The organism is Dyella sp. OK584, assembly GCF_057787755.1.
The window spans coordinates 1,924,459-1,946,826 of record NZ_CM173542.1 but is presented as its reverse complement, the minus strand read 5'-3'; the positions used below and the strand labels follow the sequence as shown (position 1 = coordinate 1,946,826).

16 protein-coding genes are annotated in these 22,368 nt (G+C 58.9%); 4 read left to right on the top strand and 12 right to left on the bottom strand.

What is annotated here, in order from left to right; genetic code table 11:
- Window positions 1-16: 16 nt before the first annotated feature.
- The gene (wecB, locus tag AC3CBN_RS08630) at window positions 17-1,129 is read right to left on the bottom strand and encodes a non-hydrolyzing UDP-N-acetylglucosamine 2-epimerase (protein ID WP_488636392.1); all 1,113 of its coding nucleotides are present in this window, start codon (window positions 1,127-1,129) and stop codon (window positions 17-19) included.
- Between the two features lie 649 nt (window positions 1,130-1,778).
- Between wecB and AC3CBN_RS08625 the strand changes: the two genes are divergently transcribed.
- The 4 genes from AC3CBN_RS08625 (at window position 1,779) to AC3CBN_RS08610 (ending at window position 7,239) form a co-directional block, all read left to right on the top strand.
- Entirely contained in the window at window positions 1,779-3,320 is a 1,542-nt protein-coding gene (locus AC3CBN_RS08625; protein ID WP_488636391.1) for a DUF2334 domain-containing protein, read from the top strand.
- 283 nt (window positions 3,321-3,603) lie between these two features.
- Window positions 3,604-4,041: a hypothetical protein gene (locus tag AC3CBN_RS08620; protein WP_488636390.1), complete on the top strand. Its 438-nt coding sequence runs from the start codon at window positions 3,604-3,606 to the stop codon at window positions 4,039-4,041.
- A 675-nt stretch (window positions 4,042-4,716) separates the two neighbouring features.
- Window positions 4,717-5,715, top strand: coding sequence for an alpha/beta fold hydrolase (locus AC3CBN_RS08615; RefSeq protein ID WP_488636389.1), 999 nt, complete (start codon window positions 4,717-4,719; stop codon window positions 5,713-5,715).
- 468 nt (window positions 5,716-6,183) lie between these two features.
- Window positions 6,184-7,239, top strand: a complete 1,056-nt coding sequence (locus AC3CBN_RS08610; RefSeq protein ID WP_488636388.1) for a hypothetical protein — start codon at window positions 6,184-6,186, stop codon at window positions 7,237-7,239.
- Between the two features lie 351 nt (window positions 7,240-7,590).
- Here the strand turns inward: AC3CBN_RS08610 and AC3CBN_RS08605 are convergent, their stop codons facing one another.
- From AC3CBN_RS08605 to kdpB, 11 genes are all read right to left on the bottom strand, one after another.
- Window positions 7,591-9,468, bottom strand: coding sequence for a UvrD-helicase domain-containing protein (locus tag AC3CBN_RS08605; RefSeq protein ID WP_488636387.1), 1,878 nt, complete (start codon window positions 9,466-9,468; stop codon window positions 7,591-7,593).
- Window positions 9,465-11,762: an AAA family ATPase gene (locus tag AC3CBN_RS08600; RefSeq protein ID WP_488636386.1), complete on the bottom strand. Its 2,298-nt coding sequence runs from the start codon at window positions 11,760-11,762 to the stop codon at window positions 9,465-9,467. The genes AC3CBN_RS08605 and AC3CBN_RS08600 overlap by 4 nt, the downstream gene beginning before the upstream one ends.
- A 378-nt stretch (window positions 11,763-12,140) precedes the next feature.
- Window positions 12,141-13,031, bottom strand: coding sequence for an SIR2 family protein (locus tag AC3CBN_RS08595; RefSeq protein WP_488636385.1), 891 nt, complete (start codon window positions 13,029-13,031; stop codon window positions 12,141-12,143).
- A gap of 204 nt (window positions 13,032-13,235) precedes the next feature.
- Window positions 13,236-13,397, bottom strand: a complete 162-nt coding sequence (locus AC3CBN_RS08590; protein ID WP_488636384.1) for a hypothetical protein — start codon at window positions 13,395-13,397, stop codon at window positions 13,236-13,238.
- Between the two features lie 183 nt (window positions 13,398-13,580).
- On the bottom strand, window positions 13,581-14,114 hold the full coding sequence (gene ssb, locus AC3CBN_RS08585; RefSeq protein WP_488636383.1) for a single-stranded DNA-binding protein: 534 nt from the start codon (window positions 14,112-14,114) through the stop codon (window positions 13,581-13,583).
- A gap of 396 nt (window positions 14,115-14,510) precedes the next feature.
- Window positions 14,511-15,206: a response regulator gene (locus tag AC3CBN_RS08580; protein WP_488636382.1), complete on the bottom strand. Its 696-nt coding sequence runs from the start codon at window positions 15,204-15,206 to the stop codon at window positions 14,511-14,513.
- Window positions 15,203-17,869 (bottom strand): ATP-binding protein, encoded by a 2,667-nt coding sequence (locus AC3CBN_RS08575; protein ID WP_488636381.1) that lies wholly within the window; start codon window positions 17,867-17,869, stop codon window positions 15,203-15,205. The genes AC3CBN_RS08580 and AC3CBN_RS08575 overlap by 4 nt, the downstream gene beginning before the upstream one ends.
- Window positions 17,870-17,908: 39 nt before the next feature.
- A complete protein-coding gene (gene kdpC / locus AC3CBN_RS08570) occupies window positions 17,909-18,478 on the bottom strand; it encodes a potassium-transporting ATPase subunit KdpC (protein WP_488636380.1) in 570 nt (189 codons plus the stop codon).
- 10 nt (window positions 18,479-18,488) lie between these two features.
- Window positions 18,489-19,982: an outer membrane beta-barrel protein gene (locus AC3CBN_RS08565; protein WP_488636379.1), complete on the bottom strand. Its 1,494-nt coding sequence runs from the start codon at window positions 19,980-19,982 to the stop codon at window positions 18,489-18,491.
- Between the two features lie 76 nt (window positions 19,983-20,058).
- Complete coding sequence (locus tag AC3CBN_RS08560) at window positions 20,059-20,259, bottom strand: hypothetical protein (protein ID WP_488636378.1); 201 nt, start codon at window positions 20,257-20,259, stop codon at window positions 20,059-20,061.
- Window positions 20,260-20,274: 15 nt separating this feature from the next.
- On the bottom strand, window positions 20,275-22,356 hold the full coding sequence (kdpB, locus tag AC3CBN_RS08555; protein WP_488636377.1) for a potassium-transporting ATPase subunit KdpB: 2,082 nt from the start codon (window positions 22,354-22,356) through the stop codon (window positions 20,275-20,277).
- Window positions 22,357-22,368: the final 12 nt, after the last annotated feature.

Below are 22,368 nucleotides of genomic sequence, written 5' to 3'. Positions count from 1 at the left end.
GACGGTCTCCGGCAGGCTAGCTGGCTTCGCGTTGGCGTTCGCCGCCTGCCAACGCGTTCTCGAGCAGATCGACAATCCGCGTGCTCGCTCTTCCGTCACCGAATGGATTACCGGCGCGCGCCATCGACTGGTACGCGCTCTGATCCCTCCAAAGACGTTCTATCTCGTCCACGATGGATGTGCGCCGAATGCCGGCCAGCCGGGCACATCCAGCCTCGATGGCTTCTGGTCGCTCGGTTTCCGTGCGCAACACCAGCAATGGCACGCCAAAGGTCGGAGCTTCTTCCTGCAAGCCGCCAGAGTCGGTGAGGACCAGCCACGCGTCGATCAGCGCCTGCTGCATTTCCAGATAGTCGAAGGGAGGACACAGGCGTACGTTGCCCAATTCGCCAAGGATGGCGTGCACGGGCTGGCTGACCACCGGATTGAGATGCACCGGAAACAGCACCTTCAGTTCCGGATGATGACTGGCGACATCGGCAATCGCGTAACAGATTTCGCGCAGATCGCTACCCCAGTTTTCGCGGCGATGCGCGGTCACCAGCAAATGGCCTCGCCCTTCCACGCGGCGCTTTATCTGGTGATGTTTGGCCACCCAGTGCTGCGCGTCGATGACAGTATTTCCGGTGATGAACACGCGATCCTGCGGGATGGCCTCCGAGCACAGCGCTGACGCCGCGCGCTTGGTCGGCGCCAGATGAAAGCTGGCGATGCGACTGACCATCTGGCGCAATCCCTCTTCGGGGAACGGCCGTTCGATGTCGTAAGTACGCAGCCCCGCTTCGACATGAGCGACGGGCACACGGTGATAGAAACCACTGAGTGCACCAAGAAAGGTGCTCTCCGTATCGCCCTGCACGATGACCAGCGACCAGCAGCCTTTCGACATCACGCCGTCGAGCAAGGTGCGACACCGGGCACTGAATTCGCCCAATCCGTCGCCACCGCGCTCAAGCGAAATGTCGGGTGCAATGTTGAAACAGGCGAGCATTTGCCGCGCCATTTCGTCATGCTGCCCGGTATGCAGCCAATACGGTCGCGCCCATCCACTGGCGCGCAGACAGTGATACAGCGGCGCCAGCTTGACGATTTCCGGGCGCGTGCCGCAGATGATCAGGATGTCCTGCATGCGAACTCCCCGCATGATGGCGACGCGATCCTGCTACCCGGGCATCCCATCCCTATCCAATGCTCCATCGAGAGCAATGATTCGCAGACGCCCTGTACGGGCAGCACCTGCGACCAAACCGGCATCAGCAGCTAAAGGGTCGGATGAATGTTTATTTGTGAGACTTAAACGTTAAATTTATAGAAATTATTGTCACAAACTTCGACCTTTTGCACTTGACTAGAAGTACTAGTTCTAGTAGCGAGTGATAATTAACAAAGGTTTGGACGTAAGCTTGCGCACGGAAAGCGAGGCTTCCCTTTCGCAGGGTCAGGGGCCTAGGCATTCGGGATGTGAATCGCATTCTCAGTAATGCGCGCGTGAGTCGTGCAACAGCGCCGCGCGTCGATTCCATCACTGCGTGTGAGGAATTCTCATGGCCAGGTCATCGCTCTTTGAGCAACGCACTCTCAAGTCTCTAATAATCAGTGCCGTATTTGTATTCGCTGCGGCATCCGGCCCGATATCCGTCACCCAGGCAGCTTCCCCCAGCCAGGCTGTCGGTCGTGGAGTACTCCCCGCTCCACCGAGGCCACCAAGCGCTGCCCTGCCTACAAAGGTGGCCGTGGCCGGGGCATCCATCCAGAGCATCAGGTCGACCAACCGCTTGATGCCCGCGGCGACGGCGCCGGCGAACGCGTTCGCTGGCGCACCAGGCTCCAATCCAGCCCAGAACACGCTGGTGCTGTACGACAGCACCGGGCAGTGGGGTTGGCTTGGTGAAGCCTATGGCGTGATGGCCGGCAACCTGGTCAGTCATGGCAGCAAGTACACCCTGCATGCCGCAGCGAACTATGTTGCGGGCGAAATCAACAGCTACACCGGCCTGATCTATGTTGGCTCGACCTATGACGAGCCGTTGCCGACCGCCCTGCTGGACGACGTGTTGGCAACCACCAAGCCGGTGCTGTGGATGAACGACAACATCTGGCAGCTGTCGGCACGCGCCGCGAACTTCTCCGCGCAGTACGGCTTTACGCCGATGTTCTTTGATTTCAGCAATGCACTGACGGTGACCTACAAGGGCGTCGCGATCCAGCGCAATGCGTTGGCGGTGCCTTCGGGCCTGCTCCAGACGGTGATCAGCGACCCCACCAAGGCACAGGCAATCGCCATTGCCGCCAACGACATTGGTGGCACGGTCAATTGGGCCACGCGCGGTGCCAATCTGACGTATGTCGGTGAGGTTCCCTTCAGCTATACCGGGCCAAACGATCGCTATCTGGTGGCCGCAGATCTGATCAGCAACATATCCAACCCGGCCATGCTTGCACGCAAGCGTGCGTTGGTGCGCATCGAGGATGTCGGTCCGGATGCCAATCCCACCCGGTTGCGCGCGATCGCCGACTACCTGTTCAGCAAGAACGTGCCCTTCAGCGTGGCCGTCATCCCGTTCTACATGGACCCCAATGGTTACTACAACAATGGCGTGCCGGTGTCCTTGCATCTGAACCAGTCAAAGGGCGTGGTCAGCGCACTGCGCTACATGCAATCGAAGGGCGGCACGCTGTTGATGCATGGGTATACGCATCAATACGCGAAGATAGCCAACCCATACAGTGGTGTTAGCGGTGACGATTTCGAGTTCTTCCGTGCCCACATAAGCGCGGACAACTACGTGATCTTCGATACACCCGTTGCGGAAGACACCATGCTGTGGACACAGGGACGCATCGCGAAAGGCCTGCTGGAATTTGCCAATGCTGGCTTTCAGGCGCCAACCATTTTCGAACCACCGCATTACGCCGCCTCGGCCATCGACTACAAGGTATTCAATGCCTCATTCACCGCACGCTACGATCGCGGCTACTACGCGGCCGGCTGGTGCCCGAACGGGGCCTGCGGGACGGGAACACCGGACTACACCAAGGCCTTCGGTGAATTCTTCCCCTATCTGGTGCGCGACATCTACGGGACGGTGGTCATACCCGAGCAGCTCGGCAACGTCGAGCTAGTTGAGTTCAATCACAATCCGCCGCGCCTCCCGGCAGACATTCTCTTTAGCGCCAACTGCAATACGGTGATACAGGACGGCGTGCAGAGCTTCTTCTTCCACCCATTTCTGAACATCAGCTACCTAAAGCAGATTGTCGAGGGCGTGCAGGCGATGGGCTACACGTTCGTGCCTGCAAACACCGTCAAGCAAGGATGAAGGATCGCGATGGGCAGGTCACCGCCAAATGGGTGACCTGCCTATTGCGCGCACGAGGAAATGGCACCCTGTGCCACAAAACGCTGGTTGGACGAGCGCACGCCGCGTGAACCCAGCGCGACCCATGCCATCTTCGACAAGCCGCGCCACTTAGTACCTCTTAACCTTGGCCCGAAAAGGGGAGACGGTCTCGGTCAGTACCGGACATCAGCGAACCTTAAAGCTGATGAAGCCTAGTCGAGATAACCGTGTCTTCCCAGCGAGTTCGGGAAGGGAAGTACAAATGTCACCTCCATTTTCCATGAACATTCCGGTGCTCCGCGCCGGGCGCTCAGGAACATTCATACACCTGGAAGGTGAGAAGTCACCGCTGGGTGTTTGCAGCCTGTCCGTCCTCGATATGGGCAGGTGCTACATATGTGCAGCGAGCGATTTCTTCGATGCGCTCAAAGCCATACGGATCATCCTCGAGGCGAGGGAAATTCTCCTGCTCTGCAACGGTTCCAGGGAAGACGTCTGGCCATCGGAAAGGTCGCGCGAAATGGATGCCGGACTGCTCGCATACGTATGCAAACCGGGTGAGCTGGCAACCGAGAAGGTCGGCATATTCGAAGATGGCGAAGGCACATCCCACGTCACCGTCTCTGAGCAAGAAGCTTATGCCAGGCGATGGCTTGATTCGATGGGGACCGGCATCCAGGGCATACGTCACGGAGCGTAGACGTTGGATGCCACGCAAGTGGGTTTGCGTTTCTTTTTAGTCCGCGCCGTCGGTACTCGGGGAATTGGAAATGCCATAAAAAATAGTAGGCATTTCTGCAGGATTTTCGGCGCACACGACGGATAGCAGGGAACCACTGATTTGAACGGAAGCGTGCACAAGCTACGCCGATGCTTTGCCGCCAAAGCAAAAATATCGCCGCTGGTTAGTCGCTCTTGCTGTCAAGCGCGCGCCATTCCCTGTGTCCAATGGCCAGGGCCTGTTTGGAAATGCCGCTCACAAATTTCCAGGCCATCGTGATGATGTGTTGCCCCATCACAAGCATGATCCTGTTCTCGTGAAAGATGCATCACTCAAGCATTTCCATGCAGCCACGCCGCCGACCATCGAAGTCGTCACACTCAATCTATGCCTTTTGAAGTAGAGGTTCCATTTTTTAGCAGGTGTATTTTTTTCCGTTGTGCACAGGCATTCACCCATACTCACTGTGCGAACACGCGCGACATGGTTTGTATCGCGCGTTAACAGACAACATCCGATGCAGTCTCAATCAGGCCTTATGTCGAGTGTTTCGGCTCGCAGCCGGCCACACACTTGCGTTGCCCTGCGTTGGAAGAAGCACCCAATCATGCAACGACATCACCTTGAATTGACTTCACGCGAGGAGACGCATCCATGAGCACCCACGGGACAAGCGAGCACATCAGTCATTCGCGCCGCCAAGCACTTACCAACACGGGATCCGCCGTTGCGGCGGCACTCGCAATGCCTCTTCTGTCGACAGCAAGCACTCCCGCCGAGAGCGCACCATCGGCGGCAGGATCGTCAAAAGCCGAAGGACATCGCTCAAGCGGCAAGATCACCACCAAGGACGGCGTCGAGATTTTCTACAAGGACTGGGGAACAGGACAACCCATCGTCTTCAGCCACGGCTGGCCGCTTTCTGCCGACGACTGGGATACCCAGATGCTGTTCTTCCTCAGTCACGGCTATCGCGTGATTGCGCATGATCGCCGCGGCCACGGCCGATCCACTCAGACATCTGATGGCAACGACATGGATCACTACGCGGCGGATCTGGCGGCGCTGACCGAAGCCCTGAATCTGCACGATGCCATCCATGTGGGGCATTCAACCGGCGGCGGCGAGGTGGCCCGCTATGTGGCCCGTTACGGCCAGCAAAGGACCGCCAAGATTGCGCTCCTCAGCGCCGTACCGCCGATCATGGTCAAGAACAAGAACAACCCGGGTGGCACACCGATCGAAGTCTTCGACGGTTTTCGCGCTCAGTTGGCAGCAAACCGGGCCCAGTTCTACCTCGATGTTCCCTCGGGCCCTTTCTATGGCTACAACCGCCCCGGCGCCAAGCCATCAGAGGGCATCATCCGCCATTGGTGGCGCCAGGGCATGATGGGTGGCGCCAAGGCGCATTACGACTGCATCAAGGCGTTCTCCGAGACCGACTTCACCGATGACCTGAAGAAAATCGGCCAGCCGGCGCTTGTCTTGCACGGTGACGACGATCAGGTCGTCCCTTACAAGGATGCCGGCGTTCTCTCGGCAAAGCTCCTGAAGAACGCGACCTTGAAGATCTATCCCGGCTTTCCCCATGGCATGCCGACCACCCATGCCGACGTCATCAACGCGGACTTGCTGGCCTTTATCAAGAGCTAGCGCCTGACGCGAGCTGGCGTTGGCACCCAATGAGCCATAAAAAAAGAGCCCTCAGAAAGAGGGCTCTTTTTCATGTGTTCTTTCAACGACGAGAGATGTGCTTCTTACAGCGGTTGTATACAACTTGAGCCACCCGCCGAGCGATGTCGAAATAGATTAATCCACTGAAATTACACGAAATACACACCTTCAAAACCGATCCTATTTAAACGTATCGGCTTTAGATGGTAGAGAAAGCACGGACCCGACTGAGCAAGCTTGGCCGCTGCGCGCATCTTCCAGCCACACCGAAATATCGTGGGCGCTGGGACGCGCTCCCTCCTGACTAGTCCAGAAAACCGGGGCCCAGGGCGCCTCCAGCAGACCCACATTCTGCCTGGGCATGACTAATACTTGGCGGATTGAACAAGTCCGTCAACGATGTTCTGCTAGACAAGAGCAGGCATGGCAGGAATATCAGGGGACATCATGGGTTACGACATAGAGGACGCTCGGCGCGAAGCCGCCGAAGACAAGATGCGCGAGCACCTAGAGGAACTGGAAGAGCAAGCGGAAGATCGCGCGAAGCAGAAGCAGTATCAGGAATACGTAACGCAGCGGCGACGGATGCGCCTGCTGATGATAGCTGCTTGCGCTGCGATCTCCGTGCTAGCTGCAACTTTCAGCTTCCTGTTATTACAAAGGGGCCAGGTTGCCACTCAGTCACCCGGTAGTTTCGTCGTCCTTCTTTCCGTCGTATTCGTTATCGCATTTGCTGGCGCCGCCCTCATCTATTTGAGGCCAAGTTCCGGCCGGCAGGATGGACCAAGCACCAAGGAATTACGTGGCTACATCGACTTCAGATTAGATGAGCTGCTTGACAGCAACCGTGCGCGATCCTACGACGCAGAAAAGCGGGACAGGCAGCTCGCAATTGAGCTGTTACGTAAACAGCTGGAGGGCGACGCAGTTAAGGGAGTCGTCGAACAGATTAAAACCGAGATCCTACAAACAGCACGCAGGGATAGCCTCGAAACCAGACTTCAGGCTACTTGCCTAAGACTGAGCAGAGAAGTGCAAGATTTGGCGCGGCGCGGCAATCTTAATCTAGTGCTTGGCATTCTCACGACGCTAACTGGTCTACTAACGCTCGCCTACGCAGTTGCAACATCGCCGCCAAGCACCTCGCTACAAGATATCCTTGGCCACTTTCTGCCTAGATTATCTCTTGCATTTCTAATCGAATTGTTCGCATATTTCTTTTTGAAATTGTACAAACAGACTCTCGGCGAGATCAAATATTTCCAAAACGAACTGACTAACGTTGAGAGCAAGGCGGCCGCCGCAATGTTTGCGCTAGAAGCTGGGAACATACCTCTGTTTGAGAAAGTCGCGACTTCTCTGTCGAACACGGAACGAAACTTCGTCCTTCAGAAGGACCAAACTACCGTTGAGCTTGAGCGAGAACGGATCGCCAGTAAAGAGAACGAAAAAGCATTCAAGGCATTGAGCGAAGCAATCCACAATCTAGTTAAGGGCAAGTAGAGATGGCGGGCGTGCTCCTTCTGGACGCTAGATGTTAGAGCTGGTGCTGGCCACCCTGCTTTCTTTCGTATTCCGTGAGCGGTCCGTGTCGCCTGAGGTAATCGGGTTGACTCTCAAAAACCACGCGCCCTGACTGAGGCTGCAAAGACGGGAGCCCAGAACTGTACGTCGGACCATAAGCCATAACCTCATAGAGCGGCGGGACGTCGCCCGGTACTAATTGAGCGTTTTCCGCCGAGCTTAGCCAGGCTAACGAACACCAGGGAGGGGTCAAGTCACACCACGTACCTAAAATCCTCTGCTCCCGTGCCCCCCACGAAAGGACGGCAAATAACTTCAGCTCGGTCTTCATTAGACAATTGCAACTTCGGAAGCGTCGAACCATCCGGCGTTAACCACCCAGCTGCTGACTCCAGCAGGGTTGTCTGTGTAGACAATGAGCGCGAGACTTTGTCTGGCGCGGCTGCAAGTTACGTAGAGTAGGCGGCGTGTTCGGGTCAGGCTCGAATCCTTCCCTTCCTTTTCGTTTTTGATGTCGTTCGCAGTTGGCCCCTGGACTCCGAATAGCTTTTCGTAACTAAACAAGAACCCTCCGGCTTCTCCATCGCTCATGATGACCAATACACGGGGGAACTCGAGACCCTTCACACCCTGATGCGTGTCGAATGGCGACAGCTCGCTCGAGTAGACAGCAAATTGCTGCATCTGCGAGAAGGGCGCTGCCAGCACGCGCCGATACGCGTGTATTTCTAGCAGGCTTCGATCTGCGCTCTCGGGTGGATCATCGTGCGTCGCACCCGCCGCATGCGCTGCTGCAATGGATTCAGGTACGTCCAACAGGCGCGATTTCAACAGCGCACCCACGACGTCGTAGAGTGCCGGGTCTGATTTTCGAAAGAGCTCAACAAATGACGTTGCCGCATTTCCGCAGGCCTCAATGAGGCCGACTTGGGTCCCACTAGCCTCAAGTGCTTTTCGATCCAGCAGCGGTGACCTCGTTCGAACCGCGTCAAATAGCGAAAAGTCGCTTCCCGATAAGCCGGCGTCGACAATAGGAATGACAGACTGAAAAAAGAACCTGACACCGGGAAGCGTTCCGTCGAGAAGGCCCGTTCGAAAGTGCTCGGCTTCATAGAGAGCGTTGAAGACTTGCTCAAAACCCATACGACGGGCGGCCATCTTGTGCTCGAGAATTAGAGTCTTTCGCTGGCTTGATCCACCAGCCCAACCCTGATCACCGCTTGCCTCAGCCATGCGTCCCGCAATCTGCTCCTCGAGTTCGAATGTTTGCCCAGGGCGCGGTTTCGTTACGAACAGTCTAACGACACCCTCCTCGCTATCACTTCGCGCGCATTGTGCCTGACCGTCAGCAGCCTCCCTGATCTTGTTGATCAAGGTTACGACTCGTTTCGGGCATCTATGGTTCATCCGTTTGACAGGGCGATCCCAGTCACGGGCGATGGCGCTCTCAAGCCGTTCTTTTCCGTCATTATAGATTCGTTGCATGGTGTCGCCGAATAGCCCCACGCAAAATCGAGTGGACGCCTCTCTCTGAATGACGAGAAAGGCATCCATGAGGTGACGGTTGGTGTCCTGACTTTCGTCGACTAGGAGAACCGGATATTGATCCACTAAGACATCGCGAAGCGGTGGCTCCTGGATGAAAGCCGATGCCATCGCGATGACCTCGCTGTGGTTCAACGAGTCACGGCCTGTGTTTTCACCTGTCGGGCTGTAGGTGAACTGCTTGATTTCATCCAAGCGTGCCAAGCGACGTTGCTTACGCTCTCGCTCCGCTCGCCGAGCAATGGCAGTCTTGTTCTCCCCACGGGCCTTCGAGAGCTGTTCATCCAGCTCTCGCAGATCTTCCAGAATGGACTGCCTCAACCACTCCCGTATGTCGGTATCGAACCCTTTGATGAGCCGCCAGGCAAAGGCATGGATCGTGGATACATCAACGAGCGGATCAAACTCAAGACGCCGAGAAATCTCGTCGCAGGCAGCGTTTGTGTATGTGATAACGGCAATGCGTTGGCTCTTGAAGACCAGCCTCTGACGTTCCCTCATTCTGAGGGATCGTACAGCCTCGACTAGCGAGCGAGTCTTTCCCGACCCCGCACCGGCGTACAGAAAGAAGCTGCGAGGCTGGTTTAGATTCAGGCACTCGCGAATCGCCCCGTCTGCGATATCGTCGAAGGTATCGTCGTTGTCAGGAACTGATTGCATCATGGCGTGCCGCTCACCGAGGGAGGGGCAACGACCAGGACTTCACTTTGCTTCTTGGCTACCCGTTCCTGCAGCCACGCAAGTCCCTCGCCGATGTACGCTGGAACTTTCAGTTTTGGAAAACTTTTGTCACCGAGGACCGTCAACGCAAACTCGGATTTATCTCCTTCGCGAAGTGCGTTAAAGAGCTCGGCGCCAAGACCTCCGGCGTCACTGCTGTTCGCAAGCGCATCCGCGAATTTCCGCACGAGGCCCCTTCCCGACTTGCCTAGAAAGTGGGCCGAATTGGTAAGCACAAAAGCGTCTTCGAACGTATTCGGCAGAGACTCTTCTATGTGACCAGTCTTTGGGATCGTCACCTCAATAGGCGTTTGATAGGCGACTCGGATAGCAAAAAGATCATCAATGTGATCTTCCTTTTCGTTGTTAGGAAGGTCTAGCAAAACATCAACCGTCGGCGCTTTGTGAAGTCGGCGTATCCAATGTTGAATGGTTGGATTATTGCTTCGTTGTCCAGCCCCGCGTTTTACCGTTACGGCCTTTTTATTATGCCCTGCATCAAGATCAGTGATGACAAGCGTGACCAAACCAAGGGCATCTACAAGTGGCCGCAGTCGGTGTGCGTGGCTACCACCGATATCGAGCAACGTGACATAGCATTGATCAAGAAGCTTGAAATGGTCGCGGATGAAATGCGGAAGGACCATTCGTTCAGCTGCGCCTTCCACCAAGATGATTGCATCAGCAAAGAAGACGTCTGCGTGCTGAGCTCGAAGGTAGCGAGTCACGAATTCCTTTGTCTGCGTACCCTGACCAAACACGCTGGCCAGATTGGACACGGTCGACACAGGAACGTTCACTCCATTCATTCCGGCCGGCAATCTGCGGAAGTATCGCAAGCACTCGTAGCTAACCTCATGCGCCACATGGCTGGAGTGTGAGCTGACGACGAGCTGCGTTTTAAGCCCTGGGTAGGTCGCCAGAAGATCGTCGCGCCTCAGAACGTGATACGCGTGCTTCACGAATACCTGTTGCACCTGCACATGTAAATGTGCTTCGGGCTCCTCAATCAGCACGAGATGGATGGGTTCGATGCCAGTGTCGGTCAGTGGCTTAGCTGCCTTGCTCTTTCGAAGCCAAGCGTCTCGAAAGCTCATAAGGCGAAATATCATTGAGATCAAATTTTGGTACCCGAGACCGTTTGACGTTTCGGGTAGGCGCAGCGGAGGAGCACCGGGTGATCCTCCCACCGAGTCCAGCTCAAAGAGGACCGCTGCTTCGTGATTCATGCCGTCGACGGCACCGATTCGCGTGGACACGCGGATCTTCGGGTCATTCGCTCCCGGATATCCTAAGCCTTCCACTTCCTTCAGAGCTGGCTGGAAGCTGTTCGTTAGGCGAAGATCGAATGCCTCTTGTGCGGCCTCAATCGCGCGCAGTGCGTCGAGATCCGAGATGCCCGGCGAGTCACCAGGATCGAGATGGCGGCGATAGTAGGCTCGCAATTGCTCCGAGAGCTTGCGGCTGCTTCTCCCAGGCGACTCGTCTACATCCTCATCGTTCTCGCCGACCTCACCAAATCCGCGTTGTGCGTTGATCTCATGCACACGGATCAACCCTTGCAAAGGGTTACGTTCAAGCGGCGCCGAAAGCGGGCCGAGCGCTTGCGGCTTCGCCATGCGCGTTTTGGGGTCCGGGTCCACCAAGAGAGAGGGATCGAGCCGATACCACCGGACAGTGAAATGAGTACTCAAACGGCGATTCAAATAGTCCGCGAGGCTGGCCGGCCACAGCGTCAGTTGCTTGGCTCCAGGGAGCGCGGTCTTCGCCACCTCGGTGATGAGCGCTTTGACTCGCTCGCGCTCCGCTCGAAACTCCTTGTAGAGTGGTTCGATCCCCTTGGGTTCGAGTCGAAAACGGGCTCCCACGTGCCCGCCTTGCCAAGCAAAGCTCGGAATGAGGTCGCGCAAGTGATGGATCTCGCCTTCGCTCGCTGAAATCCATACGTCAAGCGTGGGGACAATGGGAACCCAGTCGTCCAACGTTGGCAAAGGATCAGAATCCGATGCCGCTTCCCAAGCTTGTCCGATTGAGTCGATAGTCGCGAAGTGTGACAGAGTGAAGTCGAGACTTCGGAACGAACTTGGCTTCGAAACGAGAAATCGTCGGAGGGCAAGCATTGCTGAAGACTTGCCGCTGTTGTTCGCACCTACCAACAGCGTGGTCTCTTGGGCAAGATCCAAGCGAGCAGCAAGAAGCTTACGGAAGTTGCTAATTTCTAGATGAAGGATCTGCATGTCTGATTCGTGCTCGAGATGGCCGGCTACGCTGCGCAACAGGTACTTGGGGATGCCTGTAGGCAATGAGCTCCTTAAGTGGGTACTACGCGCATTCACGAGAAGGAATCAGGGCGGAGCCCCGAAGAATGGTCGTCCCCTCTTCGTAGAGATCAAGCGATACCCCCTGAGGTTCGCGTGTACCGCGTTTACGTCGCGATCATGGCAATGATGCATGCAATTCGAAAGGACGTCAGCATTTGATCGCCTATATCCTTCGCTATAGATCACTCACGGACTTGGCGACGAAATGGCAAGCGTCAAGGAATTGACGCTTTTGATTTGGTAGGTGGGCGACGTAGGACCAAAAATGGCTCGTGCGAACTTTAGCCACGCGATTTAACCGTCGCTGTTCCCGCGAGAGGGTTTTCTGACGCGGCTACGGCGCGACAGGGTCAACGACATTTGCTGTGGCGATACCGCTCTATGCAGCATGAAGGACTCATCGGCTTCCTCGTCGGTCATACGCGATGACGACGCGATGGTCTGAATGAGACCCTCATTCGTTTGGATATTCTCGCTCACGGCTTCGAGAATTCTTTGATAGCCGTCTTCGTAACTGGTCGCTAGAACGATGACAGGTTCCACGCCCAGCGACCTGAAAAGGGAGAGCTTTACAACGTCCTGCCCAGCGGCATTGCCTTCAAGGTCGATTAGGTAAACAAATGTCCTTCCCGTTCGGACGGCTCTTCGACGTTTGTGAACTAGCAACCACCACAAATCGATTTCCGTAAAGTCGAAGCCAAATCCAACGATATGAAGATGGTCACGGAGAAAGTGGTCGACCCACGAATGGATGTCGTACTTCTCAAAGTCCAGCATCCCTGCCTTTAGCGGCGATCGAAACGATCGGTTTCTCCCCTCGGAAGGAACCTCGCTGGTAACGTAATTTCGTATCTTTTGCAGATAGCCCGCATAGTGGTCATAACCAAGCAAGATACTTTGAGGATGGTCCGCGTCTCCGTGGACATGCCAAACTTCACGCTGCCCTACGTTGCAACGCCGAAACAGGCTATACCTTGACTCTTGAAGAACCGTATTTTGGCTCCTCAGGCCGCCATTAAGGGCATTCTCAATCGAGAAATCATAATTTGTGGTGAGGATGATTTGGAAAAGCTCGACGAGCTGCCCAAGGATAGGATGAGCAGGAAACGTGCTTATCAGATTGGCAATCCGTTTCTTGACATCGGATTCCGCGTCGCTTGCCTTGGCGAAGTCGCCCACGCGCACGCAGAGCTCCTCAAAGTGGAGAGACAGTGGCTTACTAGCGTCGAGTGCTATCGCTTCTTGCAAGCCGAGTTCGAGAGAAATTTGGTGGAGCAAATCCAACCAGCTGCTCTGCTTAGACAAGCGATTGAGGCCATTTCCTAGAAGTAGGCAATGCATTGCGAGTTCTCGACAGACGTGGCGCGACGATGTGCTACTGCCGCTTGGTCATTCTTGGCTATGCCGTTGTTCCCACCGCAAGAGCACGACGATGTCGGCCAGTTTGTTGCGAATCGTGTTGACCGCCGCTCCGCCGTTACGAAGCTGGGTGGTCGCAAAGAGCGTCGGATAGAAGAGCGGCAACCGCTGGCCATCGTGGAGCATCGGCACACGCTCGCCGTCGCCAAGCACATGGACTGAGAGTCTAGGCACCGATCACCTGTTATCAACCATTTTTACTGGTGCCCAACTACAACATCTTTTCTCGACAGTCAAGGCCGCCAAGAAAAAAGAAAGCCCCGCAGGAACGGGGCTTTATCGGTACTTTTCTCACCACTCCAGAGTAGGTGCTGTCTAGAACGGAATATCGTCGTCGTCGAAGCTGTTGTTCTGCACCGGCGCCGGTGCAGACTGGCGCTGCTGGGTGCCGTAGTTGTCGCCGCCGCGGGACTGGCCGCCGCCACCGCCGCCCTGGCGCTGCTGCCCACCACCGCCGCCCTGCGAACGCTGGAAACCACCGCCGCCACCGCCACCGCCCGCAGCACCTTCGGTGCCGCCGCCGAGCATCTGCATTTCGTTGGCGATGATGTCGGTGCTGAAGCGCTCGACGCCTTCCTTGTCGGTGTACTTGTCGGTGCGCAGCGAGCCTTCGATATAAACCTGGCGGCCCTTCTTCAGGTACTCGCCGGCAATTTCAGCGAGGCGACCGAACAGCTTCACGCGGTGCCACTCGGTGCGTTCCTGCTTTTCGCCGCTCTGCTTGTCGGTCCAGTTCTCGGACGTGGCGATGCGAATGCTGGTGATCGCCGCGCCGCCGCTGGTGTAACGGGTTTCGGGATCCGCACCGAGATTGCCAACGATGATGACTTTGTTGATACCGCGTGCCATGGGTGAATTTCCTCTATGAGCCGGCGCTGCGTTCTAGGGCAGTCAGCACCGGGATGGGTGAATTGGTGGGCCATCATACCTGCCGGCCGCCCTTGGAAAAACAGGATGGAGTTGCGGGCCAGCCGCATGGACTGGTCCGGATTTCGCCCGCGCCTGCGTTCGCAATGGAGGGAAAAAGCTCAAGAAATCAGACCACTGCCCGTTCTCAAGGGCTGCGACTGGGGTGGCGAACGGATCAATCGGCCGCATCTGCAGGATGCGCACCCTGTGCGCGACCGCTACACCTCACCGTGCCTTACCCTTTGATCTTGGCATGGGACGAAGAACCTGCGCTGGGGCGAGCCTGCGGCGCGACGGTCGCGCACAGGGTGCGCTCCTACAGGGGAAACGTGTGGCTCAGATGCCGCTGATAAAGCGGTAACCCACACCCGGCTCGGTCTTCAGCCAGCGGGGCGTCGCCGGGTCGTCACCCAGCTTCTGCCGCAATTTGCCGATCACGATGCGCAGGTAATGGCTGTCGTGCGTATGGGTGGCGCCCCAGATATCGCGCAGCAGTTGCTGCTGGGTCACTACGCGGCCGGCGTGGCGCAGCAGCAAGGCCAGCACGGCGTACTCCTTGCGGGTCAGGGAAAGTGGCTCACCTTCCAGCATCACCTCACGCCGGGCGAGGTCAATCACCAGCTGGCCGTCGTCATAGCGCTGCGGCGCCTCCGGCTCACCAGGACGGCTGCGCAGCAACGCCCGCAGCCGTGCCATCAGCTCCTGAATGCCGAACGGCTTGGTCACATAGTCGTTGGCGCCGGCATCCAGAGCCTTCACCTTTTCACTTTCCGAATCGCGCACGGAGAGCATCACCACCGGCACATGGCTCCATTGGCGCAGTTCGGCCAGCACCTCGTGTCCTTCGCGATCGGGCAAGCCGATATCCAGGATCACCAGGTCGGGCGAGCGCGTGGCAGCCAGCGCGAGGCCTTCGGCCGCGTTCGCCGCCAGCAACACCTCGTAACCCTCCGCACGAAGGCCGATGTCGAGGAACTTGCGGATCTGCGCCTCGTCGTCGATGACCAGGACGCAGGGTGTGGCGGCACTCATGCGTTGTTTTCGGGCGGCGCCGGCAACGGCAAGGTGATGCGAATGGTGGTGCCAACGCCGTTGCCCGGCAAGGCCTCCACGCTGCCGCCATGCGCGCCGATCATGCCGCGGCAGATGGCAAGCCCAAGCCCTGTGCCCTGCGGGGCGCGATCGCCGCGCGATACCGAATAGAACATGTCGAAGATGCGCGCCCGCTCGTCTTCCGGAATACCAGGCCCGCGGTCAATCACGTCGACCTGCAAATGCTCGCCCTTGGACCGCACCACCACGCGCACCGACTCGCCCGGTGGCGAGAAGCGCGCTGCGTTTTCCAGGATGTTGAACAGCGCCTGCTCGATCAAGGCCGGATGCACATAAAGCAACAGCGTTCCCGGTGGCAGCTCGGTGACCAGCTTCAGGTCCGGAAACAGCTTGCGCAGGCGCGTAGTGGAGGCGGCAACGATCTCGGCCACATCGGTCCAGTCGCGATTGAGCTTGAGCGTGCCGTGGCCCAGCTTGGTCATGTCGAGCAGGTTCTGGATATATCGATCCAGCCGCTGGCCTTCACCGAGAATCGCTTCGAGCAGTTCGCGGCGCTCGCCAGCGGGCAGTTGGTCGCCGTAGCTGGCGAGCGTGCCGGCCGAGCCGATCATCGACGCCAGCGGCGAACGCAGATCATGCGACACGGAAGACAGCAGCGCGTTGCGCAGCCGCTCGGTTTCACCCTGCACACGCGCGCCTTCCAACTCATCAGCCAGGCGAGCTCGCTGCAATGCCTGGCCGATGTCCTGCACCATCGCCAGCGCAAGACTGCGTTCGTCGGTCGCGGGCTCGCTCTGCCCCGGCGGAAAACGCAGCGCGGCCACGCCCAGATGATTGTCATCGCTGCCCAGCGGCAGCACCCAGCACGGCGCTGCATTGAGCGTGTCGGTATAGCGGCCCGCTTGCTCGGTGTGCTGCTCGCTCCACGCTGCCGCGCCGAGGTCCTGCGTGGTCAGGGGGAAATCCCGTGGCGATGATGCCACCGCGCGAAGTACCTGGCTCGCGTCCCGCGCCAGAATGGCCGCATCACACCGCAGCACATGCGCCAGCGCGGTAGCACCTACCTTGCGAATGCCGGCGGCGTCCGTGCTGGTAGACAGCCGTTGACCCAGCGAGAGCAAGGCGCGCGCATTGGTGTGGGCCGCGCGCAACGATTCCACCTGGCTCGCCAACTGCGTGGCCAATCGGCTCGCCACCAGCGCCGCGACCAGGAAAAGGCTCACGGCCAGCACATCGTCGAAGTTGGCGATGGCAAGCGTGTAGCGCGGCGGCGCGAAGAAGAAGTTGTAGCCGAGAAAACACAGGATGGCCGTATACACCGCCACCGCCATGCGCGTGCGCACCGCCACCACCAACACGGCGGTGAGAAAAATCAACGAGAGATTCGCGACCGAGAGATAGCGATCGGCTATGAACGACAAACCGAACGCCACCAGCGTGGCGAGCGTGGCATAGATGTATTCGCCGCGACGTCCGGCTCCGCCCGACATACGCAGGCGTAGCCGCGACTTTGCCCGCTCGGCCGGCGTAGCGATGATGGTGAGTTCGAGGTGCGCGCCGCGACGCAACAGCAGCTGCGTCAGCGAGCGACCCAGCATGCGCGCCAACGGACGCTCCCGCGTTCGGCCAATGATGATCTGGCCGATGCCTTCGCGATCGGCATGGGCAATCAGCTCATCGGCAATGGCATGGCCGCGCAACACCATCGTATCGCCGCCAAGGCGACGCGCCAGACGCATGGCCGAATCCAGCCGTTCGCGCCGAGCCTTGTCCAACGTCGCGCCGGTATCAACGAAGACCACGCTCCACGGTGCCCCACGTCGCTCAGCGATGCGTCGCGCCACGCGCACGAGATATTCGCTCTGCGAGTGACCGTCAATGGCAGCCAGAACACGCCGACGAACTGGCATCGCGCCGCCACGCGCCAGCATGTGCTCGCGCAGGTCGCTGTCCACATGGCCAGCCACCGTGTCCACCGCCAGCTCGCGCAGCGCAACCAGGTTGGTCGGCGAGAAAAATGCGTCTAGTGCGGCCGCAGCCGTTTCCGGCACGTAAACCTTGCCCTGCTTGAGACGCTGGATGAGTTCGCGCGGCGGCAGGTCGACGAGGACGATGTCGCGTGCACGATCAAGGAAAGCATCCGGCACCGTCTCGCGCACGGTCACGTTGGTGATGCGCCGCACCTGATCGTTGAGGCTTTCCAGATGCTGCACATTGAGCGCGGTGTACACCTCGATACCCGCATCGAGCAGCTCCGCGATGTCCTGCCAGCGTCGCTCATGGCGACCGCCCGGCAGGTTGCTGTGTGCGAGTTCGTCCACCAGGATCACTTCTGGTCGGCGCTGCAACGCGACGTCCAGATCGAACTCGGTGAAGTCGCGACCCTTGTAGTTCACCTTACGCCGCGGCAATTCCTCGAGACCTTCGAGCAGCGCCGCGGTTTCAGGGCGGCCGTGTGTCTCCACCAGGCCGATCACCACATCCACACCCTGCCGTTTCAGCTCGCGCGCGGCGGAAAGCATGGCGTAGGTCTTGCCCACACCGGGCGCAGCGCCCAGAAAAATCTTCAGGCGGTGGCCACGCTCCTCCTGCACGGAATCGAGCAGTGCATCGGCGCGTGCTTCTCGGGAAGGTTCGGACATGCGGATCCGTGACGTGATGAATGGGCCTTACGTTATGCCTTAGCGACCATCCAGCGCCAGATTGAGCTTCAGCACGTTCACACGTGGCTCGCCCAGCGCTCCAAGCTGGCGACCGCTGGTGGCCAAGGTCACCATGGCCTGTACCTGCGATTCACTTAACCCGCGCGCCTTCGACACACGCGGCACCTGATAGGCCGCGGCAGCTGGCGAGATCTCCGGATCCAGGCCACTGCCCGAGGCAGTGACCAGATCCACCGGCACCAGTGCAGTGTTGCCCGGATCGGCGGCGCGCAACGCCTCGATCCGCTGCTTCACCGCATCGGTGAGCGCCGGGTTGGTCGGGCCCAGATTGGAACCCGTGGAACTCAGGCCGTTGTTGGGCTGCGGCGCGGTGGCGGACGGACGGCCCCAGAAATATTTCGGATCGGTGAAGGACTGGCCGATCAGTGTGGAACCAATCGGCTTGCCATCCTTCACGATCAGGCTGCCATTTGCCTGCGATGGAAACAGCACCTGCGCCAACCCCGTAGCAACCAGCGGATAGGCAAGGCCGGTGATCGCCGTCATCAGTAACAGCATGACCAGCGCATTGCGTATGAGTCTTCCCATGATCGTTTCCTCAGAAATGCAGGATCGCATCAACCAGCGCGATAGCCTGGTAGTTCTTCTTGCCGGTGTTGTAAGCGTTCACATCATACGAATGCTCGTAACGAATTTCTGGACGGATCTCGAGGTCCGACGACACCCAGTGCGTCAGGCCCAGCGTGTGGCTGCTGTAGTGCGTGGCGTAGCCGGTGCGCTGGCCCTTCTGGTCGTTGTAGAACTCGTTGCGGAACGTCAGCATGTTGCTGGAGTTCAGCTCGAAGTTGAGGTAGTTCACGACGCCATATTCGGCCGCCTTGCCCGCGAACGGCGACGACGCCATCACGCCAGGCTCGCCACCCGGACCAAAGCCCGCGATGTTGCGGCCGTACATGTAGTAACTCTCGGTCTGCATGTGCACGCTCGAGCTGAAGCGATGACCCCAGGTCATCACATACATCTGCACGTTGTTGTAGTTGTAGTCCGACTGGTTCCAGTTGTTGATGCAGGGGTAAAGCATGTCGTTGTTGTCGGCCGACACCCAGCGCACGCAGGCCTGCAGCGACGGACGAGCCGAATGGTTCCACGGCGCCGTGTCATTGCTGGCATTGATGCCGAGCTGCAGCGTCCACTGCTTGCTGAGTTTGGTGGTGGTCATGATGCCGGTCTGCGTATACGGGTCGACCGTGTACAGGATCGAATGCGTCACGAGATAGTTCTGAGGAGAGAACTGCGCTTCGATGTCGGGCAGCGACAAGTAGCGTCCGAAGCGAATGACCATGCCCTCGGCGACCGACGGAATGTAGAGGTCGTAATAGAACAGCATCGGGTCGACGCCGTAGACCTTGCCAGGCAGCGGACCGTTTGAATTGGGGTGGTTGAGCAGCTGGTTGCTGAAAACGCCCTTCGTGATGGTGTAGTGATAGTCGTAGCCGTACAGGACGGAAATGTTGAAGCCCCAGTCCACATGGTCGGTCTGCACGGTGTCTTCGACGCGGGTGATGTTGAACACCAACTGGTCGAACTCCACGCGGTTAGGCCGCGTCGCATACGACAGCGGGAAGTTAGTGAAGCTGGACGAACTCACGTTGGCCGACGGATTGATCCAGCCGTTGACCTCAATGCGGTTGCGCTGCATCCAGTTGCCCAGCTTGGTGCACGACAGCGCTTTCTGCAGTGGATACTGGCCATACGCAACTGGCACACCGATCGGCGCGGCCACGCCACCAAGCTGCCATTCCCCGTTGGGGAACGGCGGTGAATCCAACGGGGCATCCATCGCACGACGTGCCGGTGCCTGCGCATTCGGATCGGCCGGCTGCGCGTCCTCGCGATAGGCGGCACCCAGGCGGGAGAAAAAGCCCTGCGAACAGTCGGCGCTGCCAGCCGCCGGTGCGGAGGGCGCAACCTCGCCCAGATCCGCCGGCGTCACGTAGACGCCAGGCGCATCGTTACCTGCGGATGCCAGGGCCTCGCCGACGGGAGCCAGCGCAAGCAGAACAGCAAACGAAAGCACTTTCTTGGAAATCATCGATCAACCTGAAATCGGCCCGCGGCGAGCCGTCCTTTTATTGTGGATAGTCAATGGATGCCTATCGGCATCGAAGTCAGATGCCGGCGTAGCCGCCGAGCACGTAGTCGTCCTGTTCGCTGCGCGGTGCCTCGTTCTCGCGTGGTTGCACGCGCGGGCGGCCATGCATCGGTAACGCGATCACCACGTCGCAATCGGAGTCATTCGCGGAGAGGCGAAGCTCCATGTCCGGATGAGTGTCGTCAGGCAGCGAAACGGAAAGCTTGAGCGTATGCATGATCAGAACCTCGTTTTAAGCCAGTCTGAAAAGGACGAGCAACATGTCGATCAGCTTGATGCCGACAAACGGCACCACGATGCCGCCCAGCCCATACACCAGCAGATTGCGGCGCAGCAGGGCGCCAGCACCCAATGCGCGGTATTTCACGCCCTTCAGCGCCAACGGGATGAGAAAAATGATGATGAGCGCGTTGAAGATCACGGCCGACAGGATCGCGCTCTGCGGCGTCGCGAGTTTCATCACGTTGAGCGTATTGAGCGCGGGATACGTGGTGGCGAACGCCGCCGGAATGATGGCGAAGTACTTGGCCACGTCGTTGGCGATCGAGAACGTGGTGAGCGAACCGCGCGTTATCAGCATCTGTTTGCCGATCTCCACCACTTCGATCAGCTTGGTCGGATTGGAATCCAGGTCGACCATGTTGCCGGCTTCCTTGGCCGCCTGCGTGCCGGTGTTCATCGCCACTGCCACGTCGGCCTGGGCCAGCGCGGGCGCATCGTTGGTGCCGTCGCCGCACATCGCCACCAGACGGTTCTCGGCCTGGATCTTGCGAATCAGCTTGAGCTTGGCTTCGGGCGTTGCCTCGGCCAGGAAGTCATCGACACCGGCTTCCGCCGCAATGGCCGCTGCCGTGAGCGGGTTGTCGCCGGTGATCATGATGGTCTTGATGCCCATGCGACGCATCTCGGCGAAGCGCTCGCGGATACCACCCTTCACGATGTCCTTCAGCTCGATCACGCCCAGTGCGTTGGTGCCTTCGGTGACAATCAGCGGCGTGGCACCGCGACGTGCGATGTCCTCGGCGATGTGCTTGACCAGCGGCGGCAGATGGCTGCCGTTGGCTTCCAGGTGGCGCTCCACAGCATCGAGTGCGCCCTTGCGGATCTGGCGGTCGTCGAGGTTCACACCACTCATGCGCGTCTGCGCGGTGAACGGCACGAATTCGGCATGCCCTTCTTCCAGGTGGCGTTCGCGCAGGCCAAAGCGCTCCTTGGCGAGCACGACCACACTGCGACCTTCCGGCGTTTCGTCGGCCAGCGAAGCAAGCTGCGCCGCGTCGGCAAGCCGGTTTTCCTCAACACCCGGCGCCGGCAGGAAAGCGACGGCCTGGCGGTTGCCCAGCGTGATCGTGCCAGTCTTGTCGAGCAGCAGCACATCCACGTCGCCCGCCGCCTCCACCGCACGACCCGAGGTGGCGATGACGTTGGCGCGGATCATGCGATCCATGCCGGCGATGCCAATGGCCGACAGCAGCGCACCGATGGTGGTGGGAATCAGGCACACCAGCAGCGCGATCAGCACGGTGAGCGTGATGGGGTTGCCAGCACCCGTCGCCTGCACGCTGTAAATGGAATACGGCAATAGCGTGGCGCAGGCGAGCAGGAAGATCAGCGTGAACTTCGCCAGCAGGATGGTGAGCGCAATCTCGTTGGGCGTCTTACGACGCGATGCGCCTTCCACCATCGCGATCATACGATCCAGGAAGCTCTCGCCCGGATTGCTGGTGATACGCACCACCAGCCAGTCCGACAGCACGCGCGTACCACCGGTCACCGCACTGCGGTCGCCGCCGGATTCACGAATCACCGGTGCGGATTCGCCCGTGATGGCGCTCTCGTCAACGCTGGCGGCGCCCACCACCACCTCGCCGTCACCCGGCATCTGCTCACCGGCTTCCACCAACACGAAGTGACCCAGGCGCAGTTCGGACGAAGGCGTGAAGGTAACCGCCGCGTCGCGGTAAGGCGCAGACAGGCGCTTGGCCACCACATCCTTGCGCGAGCTACGCAGCGCGGCGGCCTGGGCCTTGCCGCGACCTTCGGCCAGCGCCTCGGCGAAGTTGGCGAACAACAGGGTGAACCACAGCCAGATGGTGACCCAGAAGATGAAACCGGTAGGCGCTTCGCCGTGTCCGGTCAGCGCCTGTATCCACAACAAAGTGGTCAGCACGCTGCACACGAACACCACGAACATCACCGGATTGCGGAACTGCACGCGCGGCGACAACTTGCGGAATGAATCCGCCACCGCGTTGAGGATCAGCGCGCGGTCGAAGCTGCGCACCGCGTGTACATGAGTATGTGTCGTCGTCATGGATCAGTGTCC

Excerpts from the sequence above, each read along its gene's own strand:
- wecB (WP_488636392.1), bottom strand. The coding sequence starts at position 1,129 with ATGCAGGACATCCTGATCATCTGCGGCACGCGCCCGGAAATCGTCAAG.
- AC3CBN_RS08625 (WP_488636391.1), top strand. The coding sequence starts at position 1,779 with ATGCCCGCGGCGACGGCGCCGGCGAACGCGTTCGCTGGCGCACCAGGC.
- AC3CBN_RS08620 (WP_488636390.1), top strand. The coding sequence starts at position 3,604 with ATGTCACCTCCATTTTCCATGAACATTCCGGTGCTCCGCGCCGGGCGC.
- AC3CBN_RS08615 (WP_488636389.1), top strand. The coding sequence starts at position 4,717 with ATGAGCACCCACGGGACAAGCGAGCACATCAGTCATTCGCGCCGCCAA.
- AC3CBN_RS08610 (WP_488636388.1), top strand. The coding sequence starts at position 6,184 with ATGGGTTACGACATAGAGGACGCTCGGCGCGAAGCCGCCGAAGACAAG.
- AC3CBN_RS08605 (WP_488636387.1), bottom strand. The coding sequence starts at position 9,468 with ATGATGCAATCAGTTCCTGACAACGACGATACCTTCGACGATATCGCA.
- AC3CBN_RS08600 (WP_488636386.1), bottom strand. The coding sequence starts at position 11,762 with ATGCAGATCCTTCATCTAGAAATTAGCAACTTCCGTAAGCTTCTTGCT.
- ssb (WP_488636383.1), bottom strand. The coding sequence starts at position 14,114 with ATGGCACGCGGTATCAACAAAGTCATCATCGTTGGCAATCTCGGTGCG.
- AC3CBN_RS08580 (WP_488636382.1), bottom strand. The coding sequence starts at position 15,206 with ATGAGTGCCGCCACACCCTGCGTCCTGGTCATCGACGACGAGGCGCAG.
- AC3CBN_RS08575 (WP_488636381.1), bottom strand. The coding sequence starts at position 17,869 with ATGTCCGAACCTTCCCGAGAAGCACGCGCCGATGCACTGCTCGATTCC.
- kdpC (WP_488636380.1), bottom strand. The coding sequence starts at position 18,478 with ATGGGAAGACTCATACGCAATGCGCTGGTCATGCTGTTACTGATGACG.
- AC3CBN_RS08565 (WP_488636379.1), bottom strand. The coding sequence starts at position 19,982 with ATGATTTCCAAGAAAGTGCTTTCGTTTGCTGTTCTGCTTGCGCTGGCT.
- AC3CBN_RS08560 (WP_488636378.1), bottom strand. The coding sequence starts at position 20,259 with ATGCATACGCTCAAGCTTTCCGTTTCGCTGCCTGACGACACTCATCCG.
- kdpB (WP_488636377.1), bottom strand. The coding sequence starts at position 22,356 with ATGACGACGACACATACTCATGTACACGCGGTGCGCAGCTTCGACCGC.